Source organism: Pseudomonas sp. NPDC089996 (assembly GCF_044748405.1).
Lineage (GTDB): Bacteria > Pseudomonadota > Gammaproteobacteria > Pseudomonadales > Pseudomonadaceae > Aquipseudomonas.
In genome coordinates, this window is sequence record NZ_JBIVGA010000008.1 from 19859 (window position 1) to 34012 (window position 14154).

The 14154-nt window shown below is 66.3% G+C and carries 14 protein-coding genes; all 14 read right to left on the reverse strand.

Annotation, left to right across the window (positions count from 1 at the left end; genetic code table 11):
• Positions 1-73: 73 nt before the first annotated feature.
• Positions 74-772 (reverse strand): response regulator, encoded by a 699-nt coding sequence (locus tag ACIPW4_RS15515; RefSeq protein WP_400659185.1) that lies wholly within the window; start codon positions 770-772, stop codon positions 74-76.
• Positions 769-3423 carry a DUF4118 domain-containing protein gene (locus ACIPW4_RS15520; RefSeq protein ID WP_400659186.1) on the reverse strand — a complete coding sequence of 885 codons (2655 nt, stop codon included), beginning with the start codon at positions 3421-3423 and terminating at the stop codon, positions 769-771. Before ACIPW4_RS15520 ends, ACIPW4_RS15515 begins: the two co-directional genes overlap by 4 nt.
• Positions 3424-3591: 168 nt before the next feature.
• Positions 3592-4143 carry a potassium-transporting ATPase subunit KdpC gene (gene kdpC, locus ACIPW4_RS15525; RefSeq protein ID WP_400659188.1) on the reverse strand — a complete coding sequence of 184 codons (552 nt, stop codon included), beginning with the start codon at positions 4141-4143 and terminating at the stop codon, positions 3592-3594.
• Positions 4144-4153: 10 nt separating this feature from the next.
• Complete coding sequence (gene kdpB / locus ACIPW4_RS15530) at positions 4154-6208, reverse strand: potassium-transporting ATPase subunit KdpB (RefSeq protein ID WP_400659190.1); 2055 nt, start codon at positions 6206-6208, stop codon at positions 4154-4156.
• A 10-nt stretch (positions 6209-6218) separates the two neighbouring features.
• On the reverse strand, positions 6219-7913 hold the full coding sequence (gene kdpA / locus ACIPW4_RS15535) for a potassium-transporting ATPase subunit KdpA (protein ID WP_400659192.1): 1695 nt from the start codon (positions 7911-7913) through the stop codon (positions 6219-6221).
• 9 nt (positions 7914-7922) lie between these two features.
• On the reverse strand, positions 7923-8012 hold the full coding sequence (kdpF, locus tag ACIPW4_RS15540; RefSeq protein ID WP_033696222.1) for a K(+)-transporting ATPase subunit F: 90 nt from the start codon (positions 8010-8012) through the stop codon (positions 7923-7925).
• Positions 8013-8128: 116 nt separating this feature from the next.
• Positions 8129-9175, reverse strand: coding sequence for an AI-2E family transporter (locus ACIPW4_RS15545; protein WP_400659194.1), 1047 nt, complete (start codon positions 9173-9175; stop codon positions 8129-8131).
• Positions 9176-9187: 12 nt separating this feature from the next.
• On the reverse strand, positions 9188-9982 hold the full coding sequence (locus ACIPW4_RS15550; RefSeq protein ID WP_400659196.1) for a DUF4892 domain-containing protein: 795 nt from the start codon (positions 9980-9982) through the stop codon (positions 9188-9190).
• Positions 9983-10091: 109 nt separating this feature from the next.
• Positions 10092-10946 carry an alpha/beta fold hydrolase gene (locus ACIPW4_RS15555; protein ID WP_400659198.1) on the reverse strand — a complete coding sequence of 285 codons (855 nt, stop codon included), beginning with the start codon at positions 10944-10946 and terminating at the stop codon, positions 10092-10094.
• Complete coding sequence (locus tag ACIPW4_RS15560) at positions 10943-11731, reverse strand: alpha/beta fold hydrolase (RefSeq protein WP_400659200.1); 789 nt, start codon at positions 11729-11731, stop codon at positions 10943-10945. The genes ACIPW4_RS15555 and ACIPW4_RS15560 overlap by 4 nt, the downstream gene beginning before the upstream one ends.
• Before the next feature lie 93 nt (positions 11732-11824).
• Positions 11825-12199 carry a hypothetical protein gene (locus ACIPW4_RS15565; RefSeq protein WP_400659670.1) on the reverse strand — a complete coding sequence of 125 codons (375 nt, stop codon included), beginning with the start codon at positions 12197-12199 and terminating at the stop codon, positions 11825-11827.
• A 109-nt stretch (positions 12200-12308) separates the two neighbouring features.
• Positions 12309-12767, reverse strand: a complete 459-nt coding sequence (sixA, locus tag ACIPW4_RS15570) for a phosphohistidine phosphatase SixA (protein WP_400659202.1) — start codon at positions 12765-12767, stop codon at positions 12309-12311.
• Entirely contained in the window at positions 12764-13111 is a 348-nt protein-coding gene (locus ACIPW4_RS15575; protein WP_400659204.1) for a DUF4389 domain-containing protein, read from the reverse strand. Before ACIPW4_RS15575 ends, sixA begins: the two co-directional genes overlap by 4 nt.
• Positions 13112-13126: 15 nt before the next feature.
• Positions 13127-14152, reverse strand: coding sequence for an NAD(P)H-dependent glycerol-3-phosphate dehydrogenase (locus ACIPW4_RS15580; protein ID WP_400659206.1), 1026 nt, complete (start codon positions 14150-14152; stop codon positions 13127-13129).
• Positions 14153-14154: the final 2 nt, after the last annotated feature.

The window sequence follows — 14154 nt, forward strand, 5'->3', positions numbered from 1 at the left end:
GCTGTCCTGCAGAAAGTGCCGGGGCTGCGTTGCAGCCCTTTCGCGACACAAGGCCGCTCCTACAAGATTCGCGTCAACCCGGCGATGGCGCCACCAGGCGGTAGCCCACTCCGGCCTCGGTAATGATGAACCGCGGCGCAGTCGGGTCGTCGCCAAGCTTCTGCCGCAAATGCCCCACCACGATCCGCAGGTAATGGGTGTCGTCGACATGGGTCGGTCCCCAGATGTCCTTGAGCAATTGCTGCTGGGTAATCACCCGCCCCGGATGCCCGGCCAGTTGCGCCAGCAATGCGTATTCCTTGCGGGTGAGGGCGATCTCCAGGCCATCCAGCGTCACTTTGCGAAAAGCGAAGTCAACCACCAGCGGCCCGAACCTGGCCGTCACTTCGCTGCCGCCCGACTGCGGTACCTGGCGCAGCAGCGCGCGCACCCGAGCCAGAAACTCCTGGATGCCAAAGGGCTTGGTCACGTAGTCATTGGCGCCGCCATCCAGCGCATCGACCTTCTGCACCTCGCTGGCCCGCACCGACAGCACCAGCACCGGCACCGCGCTCCACTCGCGCAATTCACGCAGCACCTGCTGGCCGTCCATGTCGGGCAGGCCGAGGTCGAGCACCACCAGGTCGGGCTTGGCCAGCGCGGCCTGGGCCAGGCCTTCGCCGCCGGTGGCGGCCTCGATCACCTTGTAGCCCTGGGAGCTGAGGCTGATGCGCAGGAACTTGCGGATCTGCGGTTCATCGTCGATGACCAACAAGGTGGCGGACTGGCTCATGGGGTTTCGCTTTCGGCTTCAGGTTGCTGGGGCAGCGGCAAGCATAGAGTGATGCAGGTGCCGTGACCATCGATGCCTTCGCCGACCCGGATCTGCCCGCCGTGGGCACCAATCATGCCCTGGCAGATCGCCAACCCCAGACCGGTGCCCTGGCCACCGCGATCACCCCTGGCAGCGGTATAGAACATGTCGAAGATCTTCTCGCGTTCGGCAACCGGGATGCCGGGCCCCTGGTCGCTGACAGCGAAGTGCAGCTGCTCGCCGTGCACCGACAACTGCAGTTCCAGACGGCCTTGCGCGGGCGAGAAGCGGGCGGCATTTTCCAGCACATTGATCAGTGCCTGTTCAATCAGCGCAGCGTGCACGAACAGCAGCGGCAGTTCGGCGGGCACGTCGGTGTGCACGCGCAACGGTGCCAATACCGCACGCAGGCGGTTGAGGGCACTGCCGACGATGTCGGCGGGGGCCACCCAGTCGCGAGCGAGCTTGAGGCCACCGTGGCCGAGGCGGGTCATGTCGAGCAGGTTCTGGATGTAGCGGTCCAGGCGTTCGGCTTCGTTGCGCGTGCCTTCAAGCAGTTCGCGACGGTCCTCGACGGGGATCGCCTCGCCCAGCGCCAGCAGGCTGTCGATGCTGCCGCGCATGGCCGTCAGCGGAGTGCGCAGATCGTGGGAGACCGAGGCCAGCAAGGCGCTGCGCAATTGCTCGGTTTCGCCGTGCAAGCGGGCCGCCTCGAGCTGCTCGGCCAGCCGGGCGCGAGCCAGGGCCTGGGCCAGGGGTTGGCCGAGGGCCATCAGCAAGCGCCGGCGCTGGGCACTCAGCGGCTCACCGGAACGCGGACGCACGCCGAGCAAGGCCAAGGGTTGATCGTCGACCGCCAGCGGCCACCACCACCAGCGGCCATTGGGCAAGGTATCGCTGCCGTGGCCGGCGGCCTGGCCATGCTGCCAGGCCCAATCGGCGGCGGCCCGCTCGTTGTCGCTCAGCGCCTGGGCTTCACCACTTGCCAGCTGCAACACGCCTTCGCCGTTGCGCTCCAACAGGCAGACCTGCACCTCTTTCCAGTCATTGAGGTGACGACCGGCAGCGTTGAACACCGCCTGGCGGTCGGTGGCCACGGTCAGCCGGCGCGAGAGGTCGAGCAACTGGCTGGTCTGCGCCTGGGTTTCGCGCAGGGCCTGCAGCTGGCTGCGCTGGCGGGCCGCGAGGTTGCCGGTGAGGGCCGCCATGAGCAGGAAGAACACCAGCGTCAGCACGTCTTCCTCGCGCTGGATGCTGAACGAGAAGTTCGGAGGAATGAACAGGAAGTCGTAGGTCAGGAACGACAGGGCCGCGCAGGCCAGCGCCGGGCCCAGGCTGCTGCGCACCGCCACCAGCAGTACGGCAGCAAGGAACACCAGCGAGATGTTGGGCAGCGCCAGCACGCTCGATACGCCCCAGGCGAGGCCCGCTGCCAGCGCCGTGGCCACCAGCGCCAGCAGGTAATGGCGCCAGACCCACACCCGGCTGACCGCCGCACGCGCAGGGCGTGCCTGGCTGTCGCGGTCGAGCACGTTGATCTCCAGGCCATGGCTTTCGCGCAGCAGTCGGGTAGCGACACCAGCACCGAACAGGCGCCGGCGCAGGCGGTCACGGGACTGACCGACCAGCACCAGGCTGGCGCGGCGCTCGCTGGCGTGCTGGATCAGGGTCCGCGCCACTTCACCTGCACGGAGCAGCACCACTTCGCCCCCCAAGCGTTCGGCCAGTTGCTGGGCCGCCTGCAGGCGCTGGCGGGCGACTTCGTCACGCAGCCGGCCGTTGTCGACATGCACCAGGCTCCACGGCATGTGGCGGCGCTGGGCAACACGGCTGGCATGGCGCACCAGGCGCTCAGCCTGCTCATCGCCATCCACGCCCACCAGCAGGCGCCCACGCAAGGCCGGCGCTGCTTCGCCGCGCAGGCGATAACCGTGGGCCAGGTCGGCGTCGACCTGGGCAGCGGCGGTCTGCATGGCCAGTTCGCGCAGGGCAGTGAGGTTGGTTTGCGAGAAATACGCGTCGATAGCGGCCCGCGCCTGTTCCGGCACGTACACCTTGCCTTCGCGCAGGCGTTCAAGCAGCTCGCGCGGCGGCAGGTCGATCAGCACCAGTTCGAAGGCCTCCTGCAGCACCCAGTCCGGCAGGGTTTCGCGCACCTGCACGCCGGTGATGCCACGGACCTTGTCGTTGAGGCTTTCCAGGTGCTGAACATTGACCGTGGTGTACACGTCGATGCCGGCGGCGAGCAGCTCCTGCACGTCCTGCCAGCGCTTGGCGTGGCGGCTGCCGGGGGCATTGGAATGGGCCAGCTCGTCGACCAGGGCCAGGGTCGGGGCAGCCTTCAGCAGGCCGTCGAGGTCCATTTCCTCAAGGGTGACGCCGCGGTATTCGCTGCGCAACAGGGGTTGCTGAAGCAGGCCGCCAAGCAAAGCTTCGGTCTCGGCGCGGCCGTGGGTCTCGACCACCCCGGCCAGCACCTGCACGCCCTGGCGTTGCTGGGCATGGGCGGCCTGGAGCATGGCGAAGGTCTTGCCGACGCCGGGGGCGGCGCCAAGGAACACCTTGAGCCGACCGCGGCCGCTGCGTGGGAGGGTGGCCAACAGCGCGTCTGCGCGGGTGGAGTCACTCATGTTTCATCCTTCTGGGGCAATTCATGCCTTGTAGGAGCGGCCTTGTGTCGCGAAAGGGTCGCAAAGCGGCCCCGACGATTTTTGCTGGGAAGCTGAAATACTGGGGGCGCTTCGCAGCCCTTTCGCGACACAAGGCCGCTCCCCACAGGGGGCCAAGACAGCTTTGAATCAGCGGCTCAGGTGCTCAAGCGCCTGGTTCAAGGCCAACACATTGACCACCGGTGGCCCGATCAATGGGTGGAGAGTGGCCTCTTCCAGCAAGGCTTGCAAGCGCTCCACCGGCACCTGTCGCGCTGCTGCCACTCGTGGGATCTGATAGGCAACCGCCTCCGGCGGCAGGTGCGGGTCCAGGCCGCTGCCCGAGGTGGTCAGCAAGGCCTGCGGCACCGGCCCCAGCTGCGCCTGGTATAGCGCCGCAGCCTCGCCCTTGATCCGTTCGGCCAGCACCGGGTTGCTCGGCGCCAGGTTGCTCGCGCTGCTGGCCACGGTGGCGAACGCCCCCGCCGAGGGTCGCGAGTGGAACCAGCCATCACCCTGGAACTCCTGGGCAATCAGCGCAGATCCACGCACCTGTCCTTGCGCATCGCGCACCAGGCTGCCATTGGCCTGCTCGGGGAACGCCAGCTGGGCGACTGCGGTCACCGCCAACGGGTACAGTGCGCCGGTGAGCACGGTCATCAACAGGATCAGGCTCAATGCCGGGCGTAGGTAATTGTTCATGATGGCCTCCTCAGACCAGGTGCAAGGCATTGAGCAACACGTCGATCAGCTTGATCCCGGCAAACGGCACGATGATGCCGCCGACGCCGTAGAGCAGCAGGTTGCGCCGCAGCAGTTGCGCCGCGCTGGCGGCCTGCACGCGCACGCCGCGCAGCGCCAGCGGGATCAGCACGATGATGATCAGCGCATTGAACACGATGGCCGAGAGGATCGCGCTCTGCGGGCTGGCCAGTTGCATCAGGTTGAGCACGCCCAGCTGCGGATAGATGGCGGCGAACAGAGCCGGCAGGATGGCGAAGTACTTGGCCACGTCGTTGGCGATGGAGAAGGTGGTCAGTGCCCCGCGGGTCACCAACAGCTCCTTGCCCACCTGCACCACATCCAGCAGCTTGGTCGGGTCGCTGTCCAGGTCGACCATGTTGGCCGCCTCGCGCGCCGCCTGGGTGCCATCGTTCATCGCCATGCCGACGTCCGCCTGGGCAAGCGCCGGGCCGTCGTTGGCGCCGTCACCGCACATCGCTACCAGGCGCCCGTCGTTCTGCTCCTGGCGGATGCGTGCCAGTTTCTTCTCCGGGGTGGCTTCGGCAAGCACATCGTCCACACCGGCTTCGGCGGCGATGGCGGCGGCCGTCAGTGGGTTGTCACCAGTGACCATCACGGTGCGGATGCCCAGCTTGCGCAGTTCGGCGAAACGCTCGCGGATGCCCGGCTTCACTACATCCTTCAGGTGGATCACGCCCAGCAGGCGCTTGTCCAGGCACACCAGCAGCGGGGTACCGCCGCTCTGGGCGATGCGTTCCACTTCACGGGCCAGGGCGGCGGGCAGGTCGAGGCGCTGCATGCCGACGAAGGCCAGCACCGCGTCGACGGCGCCCTTGCGGTAGCGGTGCTGCTGGAAATCGATGCCCGACAGGCGCGTCTCGGCGCTGAAGGCGATCGCCTGGTACTGCCCGGGCGAAGGCTCGATGAAATCGTGCAACTGGCGCAGGTACTCGACGATCGACTTGCCCTCGGCGGTGTCATCAGCCAGCGAGGCGAGCAAGGCGCCCTCCCCCAGTTCCTTGGCGGTCACGCCCTGGGCGGCGTGCAGGGCGCTGCAACGGCGGTTGCCGAACGTGATGGTGCCGGTCTTGTCGAGCATCAGCGTGTGGACGTCACCAGCCGCCTCCACCGCGCGGCCGGAGCGGGCTATCACGTTCAGCCGCACCAGGCGGTCCATGCCGGCGATGCCGATGGCCGAGAGCAAACCACCGATGGTGGTGGGGATCAGCGTCACCAGCAGCGCGGCGAGGAAAATCAGCGGCAGGCTGCCGCCGGCGAAATGGGCGAACGGTTGCAAGGTCACCACCACGATCAGGAAGATCAGGGTCAGGCCGATCAGCAGGATGTCGAGGGCGATTTCGTTGGGGGTCTTCTGCCGCTTGGCGCCTTCGACCAGGGCGATCATACGGTCCAGGGTCGACTCACCCGGGTTGCTGGTGATGCGGATCAGCAGCCAGTCGGAGACCAGCCGGGTGTTGCCGGTAACGGCCGAGCGGTCACCACCGGATTCGCGGATGACCGGCGCGGACTCGCCGGTGATGGCCGCTTCGTTGACCGCCGCAATGCCTTCGAGCACCTCGCCGTCACCGGGGATCATCTCGCCAGCCACCACGCGTACCACATCGTCCTTGCGCAACGCAGTGGCGGCGACGCTTTCGAAACTGCCATCGCGTGTGCGGCGCTGCGCCGCCAGCCCCTGGCTACCCGCCTTGAGGCTGTCGGCGCGGGCCTTGCCACGCCCTTCGGCGAGGGCTTCGGCGAAGTTGGCGAACAACACCGTGAACCACAGCCACAGGGCAATCTGCGCGGCGACGCCGGTGCTGACACCATTGCCCGGCGCGAAACACAGCGCGGTGGTGAGGATGGCCGTCAGGGCGACCACCAGCATCACCGGCGCACGCTTGAGCTGGCGCGGGTCGAGCTTGACGAAGGCCTGCACCAGCGCCGGGCGCCACAGGGCCGCGAAGCGGGTCTGGTCCTTGGCGCTGTGCGAGGCTTTCACTTCAGGAATGGGCATGTTCATGGATGATTCCTCAGAAACCCAGGCTCAGTTGTTCGGCGATCGGCCCCAGGGCCAAGGCCGGCAGGAAGGTCAGGCCACCGACCAGCAGGATGGTCACCAGCAGCAGGCTGACGAACAGCGGGCCGTGGGTGGGGAAACTGTTGCTGCCCTGGGGCGCGCTCTTCTTCGCCGCCAGGCTGCCGGCCAGGGCCAGGATCGGCAGGATGTAGCCGAAGCGGCCGATCAGCATGGCCAGCCCGATCATCACGTTGTGGAACACCGTGTTGGCGCCGAACCCGGCGAACGCCGAGCCGTTGTTGGCGGTGCCCGAGGTATAGGCGTACAGCAGCTGACTGAAGCCATGGGCACCCGGGTTGCTCACCGCGCCGGCAGGACCAGGCAGGCTGGAAGCGATGGCCGCGAAGACCAGCACGCCGACCGGCATCACCAGCAGGGTGGCCACCAGCAGCTGGACTTCACCCGCTTGAAGTTTCTTGCCGAGGTATTCCGGCGTGCGTCCGATCATCAAACCGGCCAGGAACACGGCGATCAGCACGAACAGCAACATGCCGTAGAGCCCGGCACCGACGCCGCCGAAAATCACTTCGCCAACCATCATGTTGACCATCGCGACCATGCTGGTCAGCGGGTTGAGGCTGTCGTGCATGGCGTTGACCGAGCCGTTGGAGGCGGCCGTGGTGGTCACGGTCCACAGCACCGAGCCGGTTGTGCCGAAGCGGCTCTCCTTGCCTTCCATCGGTGCACTCTGCTGCACCTGGGCGCTTTCCAGTGCCGGGTTGGGCCGGGATTCCGACCACAGCGCCGTGGCGCCGCCAAGGAGGAACAGGCCGAGCATGCAGGCAATGATTGCGCGGCTCTGGCGCAGGTCCTTGACGTAGTGACCAAAGGTGAACACCAGCGCCACCGGGATCAGGATGATCGAGGCCACCTCGAACAGGTTGCTCCAGGCCGTGGGGTTCTCTAACGGGTGCGCCGAGTTGACGCCGAAGAAACCGCCCCCGTTGGTGCCCAGCTGCTTGATGGCGATCTGGCTGGCGGCCGGGCCCAGCGGAATGGTCTGATCGGTGCCTTGCAGAGTCACGGCGTGGGCGTAGTCGGCGAAAGTCTGCGGTACGCCCTGCCAGACCAGCAGCAGCGCCAGCAGCAGGCACAGCGGCAGCAGGCCATAGAGGGTGGCGCGGGTCATGTCGACCCAGAAGTTGCCCAGGCTGGTGGTGGAACGGCGAGCGATGCCGCGGCACAGCGCAACCAGAACGGCCAGGCCGGTGGCGGCGCTGACGAAGTTCTGCACGGTCAGGCCGAGCATCTGGCTGAGGTAGCTGACCGACGCTTCGCCGCTGTAGGCCTGCCAATTCGTGTTGGTGACGAAGCTCACCGCCGTGTTGAACGCCAGCGACCACTCCTGGCCGGGCAGGTGCTGCGGGTTGAGTGGCAGGTAGCCTTGCAACAGGAGCACGCTGAACAGCAGCAGGAAGCCGGCCAGGTTGAACGCCAGCAGGGCCATGGTGTACTGCTTCCAGTTCTGCTCCTGGTCGGCGCGCACGCCTGCCAGGCGATAGCAGCTCTGCTCCACCGGGCCCAGCACGGGCGTCAGCCAGGTGCGCTGCCCTTCCATGACCTTGTAGTAGAAACGCCCAAGCCAAGGTGCCGGCAGCAGCACCATGGCAAAGAAGGCCAACAGCAAAAGGTAATCGTAACTGTGCATGGCCGCTCCCTAGCTGCGATCGGCGCGCAGCAGCGCTACCAGCAAGTAAACCGCCAATGCCACTGCCAACAGCAGTGACAACCCGTCGAGCATGTACATGAGTGCAACTCCCCCGTGGTGCGGCGTTGACCGCTTGGGGGAATTGTCTGAAGGAAGGGTGTAAAGGGACGAGACCGGAAGCTGGGACTGGCTATAAAGAATGCGTAAAAACAGCCTTATCGAGGGGCTTGCGCCGAGTTCCGGCTCCAGTCCAGCAGCAGGCTGTAACCGACCGCCAGCAAGGTCGGCCCGATGAACAGGCCAATGAATCCAAAGGCAAGCAAGCCGCCGAACACGCCGAGCAAGACGATCACCAGCGGCAGGTTGCCGCCGCGGCTGATCAGGTAAGGCTTGAGCACGTTGTCCACACCACTGATGACGAAAGTGCCCCAGATACCGAGGAACACCGCCATGCCATATTCCCCCTTCCACACCAGCCAGCCGGTCGCCGGAATCCAGGCCAGCGGTGGGCCCATCGGAATCAGGCTGAGCATGAAGGTCACCAGGCCCAGCACGACCGCCCCAGGCATTCCGGCGATCAAGAAGCCGATCAATGCAAGCAGCGCCTGGGCCGCCGCCGTGCCGATCACACCGTTGACCACTCGCTGCACGGTCCCGGCCACCAGCTCGAGGTAGTACTCGGCCCGCTCGCCCACCAGCCGGTTCAGCAACCGCAACACGAATGCCGATAGGCGCGGCCCGTCACGGTAGAAGAAGAACACGAACACCAGGCTCAGGGTCAGCTCCAGCACCCCACTGCCGATCTGCGCACTGCGCGCCAGCAGCCAGTTGCCGACTTGTCCCAGATAAGGCTTGACCGACGCCAGCAGCGCCGCGCCTTGCTGATCGAGGGATTGCCAGCCACTGACCAGGCGCTCGCCGACAAAGGGAATACCGCCCAGCCAGTCCGGCGCATCAGGCAGGCCATCGACCTGCACGTCACGCACGAAGGCGGTGGCGTCGCGGATGTGATCGGCCAGGTTGAAGCCCAACCACACCAGCGGCAAGGCGACGATCAGGATCCAGGCCGTGGTCAGCAGGCTGGCGGCCAGGGTTTCGCGCCCACCCAGCGCACGCGTCAGCAGGCGCATCAGAGGCCAGCTGGCAAAGGCCAGGATGGCTCCCCACAGCAACGCGGAAATGAACGGCGCCATGACCCACAGGGCGGCACCCAGCAGCGCCAGCAGCAGAATCTGGATCAGCAGGCGGTCATTGTTGGCCATGGTGACGCTCATTCAACGGATCAGCTCCAGATGCAGGCCCTCGGTAGGTGCCGTGCCCACCTCGAGGCGGCTGGCGCGCACCCCGGCCTTCACCAGTTGTTCACGCCAGGCTTCGGCCTCGGCGCCGCTGAGGCTGGCGCGCAGGGTGCTGTCGAGGTTCAGGCTGCGCGACAACAGCGTCACCCAGGTAGCTTGTGGCTCGCCCAGGTCAGGGTAGTCGAGCTTGCCGGTGTCGCGCATTTCGCGCAGCACCGTGGCGGCGGTGGGCAGTATCTCGCCCAACGGGCTGCCGGCCACAAATTCCTCCACATGCAGATAGGCGCGGCGGTTGCCACGGGTGACGCTGTATAGCGCAACCAGGGTGTCGGCCTCCTCTGCCGAGCGGCGCAAGAGGATGAATGCCTGCTGTTCGTCGCCGCCGTTCAAACGGGCATTGGCGAACACATCGTTGGCCCACAGGCTGCCTTCGCCGCAATCGCGGCCCTGGCACCAGAACAGCGGGTAGCCGCCATCCTGCTGCAGCGCTTCGCGGGCGCTGGTGAAGGCTTCGCGGGCGCTGCGTTCGACCGGCAGCTCATAGGTAACCGAGCTGACCTGGCCACGGCTTTCGATCTTGTCTTCGACGCGCAGGCGGCCGCTGATCTTGCGCAGCGGGCCCATGGGGTAGACGCGTTCCTGCTCCACAGCCGGGCGCTGGTCGACCACCTTGGCGTCCACCGGCACAGGCAGGTTGCCGGCCCACAGCAAGGGGCTGGCCAGCACAAGGCAGGCGGCGAAGGCAGTGCGGATGGAAACGGGCGCGCTCATCGGCGACCCATGCGGCGCGGCGCGCCGGGTTGAAGCTCCAGGATGTCTGGCAGTTGCATGGTTGTCTCCCTGTTCAACCCGCCAAGCCTCGACACTTGTCCGGTGCAAGTCAAGCAAAGCCAAAGAAGCGATTGAAACAGTCTGCGACAAGGGCCGCACCTTCTTCGGAGTTCAGGTGCAGGTGATGCCCGCCGGGCAACTGCGTCTGCTCAAAGGGTAGCTGCTCCAGCAGCCCGGTGTGGCGCGCCAGCATGCCGTCGGCGGCCACCACCAGGCTGGCCGGGCAGCTCACCCGCCGCACGTAGGCCATCGCCTGGGCCTGGCTCAGGCGCACCGGGGATGGCAGGGTCAGGCGGCTGTCGCTGCGCCAGCTGTAACCCCCGGGCACCGGCATCAGGCCGCGCTGGGCCAACAGCTCGGCGGCTTCCTGGCTGACGGCGACCATGCCTTTCATGCGCGCCTGCACGCCCTCCTCCAGGCTCGCGTAAACGGACTTGCGCTTGCCGTCCAGGCGCAACTGGGCCTGCAGGGCCAAGCCCAGGCGCTCACCAGCGTCCTGCTCGGCACCGGTCGGGGGAATGACGCCGTCGATCAAGGCCAGATGGCTGACCCGGTCCGGCAGGGCTCCGGCCAGTTGCACCGAGATGATCGCACCCAGCGAATGCCCGAGCAGGGCAAAACGCTGCCAGCCGAGCTGTTCGGCAACCCGCAGCACATCGTGGGCGTAATCGGCCAAGGAATAGCCGGCGCCCAATGGGCGGTGCTCGGAATAACCGTGCCCGGCCAGGTCGAGGGCGACGATGCGCAGCCCCTTCAACCGGGGTGCCAGGCGAGCGAAGCTGTTGGCGTTGTCCAGCCAGCCGTGCAGGGCGATCACCGGCAGGCCATCGGCGGGGCCGAACAGATGCGCAGCCAGCTCGATATGGCCCAGACTCAGGCGGACCTCCTCGACCTGGGCGCTCATGCCTGGTTCCAGCGGTCGAACAGGCCCTTGATCAGGCTGGCGGTGTCGGTCGGCCGCTCCAGCGGGAACATGTGCCCGCCCGGCACACTGTGGTACTCGCCTCGAGGCATGCCGCGTACCGCCAGCGCATGGTGGCGGCGGATGACCGTGCTGCGCTCGCCTCGCACCATCGCCAGAGGCACCTGCAACTGGCGTGCGGGCGCCGGGCTGGCATGCGGGATATTGCGGTAGATGCTGATCTCGGTGGCCGGGTCGAAGCGCAGGCGCAACCCTTGCTCGGCCGCCTGCAGACCATGCTCGAGGTAGGCCTCCAGGCAATCCGGGTCGAAATGGCGGAACAGCGACTTGCTGGCAAAGTAGTCACGCGCGCTGTCGCGGTCAACGAAGGCTTCGCGCCGGCCGAGGGTACGCCCAGCAGGGGTGATGCGGTCAATGAAGCCAAAGCGCTTGGCGGTGCGCAGCAGCCATTGGTCTGCACGGGTCAATACCGGTGAGTCGAGCATCACCACACCGCGGTACAGCTCGGGCCGGCGCAGGGCGGCGTGCAGGTGCAGCACGCCGCCCAGCGAATGGCCAACACCCCAGACCGGTGCATCTTGCTGCGCCAGGTGGTGCAGCAGCTCGTCGACCAGGTTCTGCCAGTTGTCGTCCACCGGAAAGCGCGGATCATGGGCATGCTGGGCAAGGTGACTGACCTGATAATCCGGCGCCAGGGCGGCGAACAGCTTGCCGTAGGTGGCCGAGGGGAAACCGTTGGCATGGGCGAAGAAGATCTGCTGCGACATGGCGCCTGGTCCGGACGGAGAATGATGGCCCATTGTCGGCATCGCGCCGGCACTCGGCAACGTCTGTAAATGTCATCGCCAAGGGCGATCAGGTCATGCCGACTCGTCGAAACTGGCCAAGGAGCGTCGCAGGCAGGCTTGCATGTAGGCAATCTGGCTCTCCAGCGCCTCACGGGCCAGGCCCTGATCCTGAAGGTCGAGCTGCAGGCGGCGCAAGGCCAGGCAACTGGTCTGCAGCAAATGAGACATGCGCATGCAGGACTGTTGCAGCTCTTGCAGGTCCTGTTCGATCGGCAGGGCGTTCATGGCGTGCTGGTCGACTTTGCTGCGAACTCGGCCCAACAGGTGATAGAGCTTGGCGTCGGCAGCCTCGCGCAACAGCGCGTATTGAGCGAAATCGAGCGGTGTATCGCGCTGCACGCTGGCAATCGTGGGCTGCAGATTCAGAGAGCGTAAAAGCTCATGCATCAACGCGCTCATCCAACACTCCTACCCTGTCATCTGCTGGTCATCCTGGCGCCGAGCATGCATTGGATCCAAGTACCAGGCAACTGGCAAAAATGCCAGTTGCTCCAGCTCAGTCAGGCGAAGTAAGTGCGCGCAATGCCATAAGCCCGGCCAGCGGCCAATCGCCTTCAAGCTCCGCCAGGCTGGCCGTGCTCATCGGCGCCGGCTGCTGCACATGGCCGTGCTCGAGCATCCCGACCAGCGCACCCACCAGTGGCTGGTGGCTGACCAGCAATACGTGCTCCAGGCCCAGCCGCTCGATTTCGTCGATCACCTGGCGCACATCGCTGTCGGGTGTCAGCCACGGCACGGTACGCACCGGCTCGGCAAAACCCAGGGTGTCATGCACCAGGGCGGCAGTCTGTTGCGCACGTACGTACGGGCTGGCAATGATCGCCTGCAATTGCTGGCCAAGCAGCCGGGCAGCACTGTGCAGCACCTGTTCACGGCCATGGCCGGTCAGGCGTCGCTCGGCGTCGGTATTGGCGCGTGGCTCCGCTTCGCCGTGGCGCAGCACCCACAGCTTCACAGTTTGGGCTCCTCGTCGCGTACCGGGTGCGCTGCCGGCGCCACGGTGTGGGGCGCCTCGCCCTCAGGGGCACGTGCTGCCGGCCAGTCGGCGAACGGCCACGGCTTCTGGTCCGTATGGAAGCTACCGAAACGGCCGATCTGCGCCAGGTACTGGCTGAGGCTGTCGCCGAAATTCATCAGGCTGGCGCTCGGTGCGCCATAGACCAGTCGATAGATCAGTTGCACCAGCACCAGGCCACCAAGCAGCAGCTCGGCCAGTTGCCAGATAACCAGGAACACCAGCATCCACAGCACCCGCAGGATGATCGACTCGCGCTGGGCGCGCTCGGGGGTATCGTTCATGTGCTGCTCCTTCATTCAATTGAAACCGCTGATGGAAATGAAATCGACGTCGGTCTTGGGCTCGGCGCGCATCAGGTGCTCGATCACCTGGTTCAGCGTACGGCCTTCGAACAGGATCGCATGCAGGCCGGCCACCAGCGGCATGTACACCTGCACTTCCTGGGCCTTGGCCTTGAGCACCTTGAGGGTATTGACCCCTTCGGCCACTTCACCCAGGCGGCTGACTGCCTGCTCCAGGCTCAGGCCCTGGCCCAGCGCATGGCCGACCTGGTAGTTGCGGCTCTTGGGCGACGAGCAGGTGACGATCAGGTCACCAACACCGGCCAGGCCGAGGAAGGTCATGGGGTTGGCACCCTGGCTGACGGCAAAGCGGGTCATTTCGGCCAGCGCACGGGTTATCAGCATGCTCTTGGTGTTCTCGCCCATGCCCAGGGCCACAGCCATGCCGGCGATGATGGCGTAGACGTTCTTCAGCGCGCCGCCCAGTTCGACGCCGAAGCGGTCGCTGCTGGCATAGACCCGGAACGTGCGCCCGTGCAGCACGGCCTGCACGCGCTGGCACAGGTCTTCGTCCTCACTGGCGACCACGGTGGCGGTCAGGGCGTGCTCGGCAATCTCGCGGGCCAGGTTGGGGCCAGACAGCACGCCGATGCGGGACTGGGGCGCGATTTCCTCGAGGATCTGGCTCATCAGCTTGAAGCTCTGCGCCTCGATGCCCTTGGTCAGGCTGACCAGGCATTTGCCGCGCAGCAGTTCGGCATGGGGTGCCAGCACGCTGCGCAAGGCGCTCGAAGGCAGCGCGACGAAGATCAGGTCGCTGGCTTGCAGGGTGGCCAGCAGGTCGTTGACCGGCTCGACACCGTCCTGCAGGCGGATGCCCTTGAGGTAGCGCGGGTTCTCGCGGTTGACCCGCATCGCCTCGGCTTGCGCGGGGTCACGCATCCATTGACGCACCGGCACACCATTCTCGGCCAGCAGGTTCGCCACGGCGGTGCCGAAGCTGCCGCCTCCCAGAACTGCAACAGGTTGCTGTTCAGTCATAT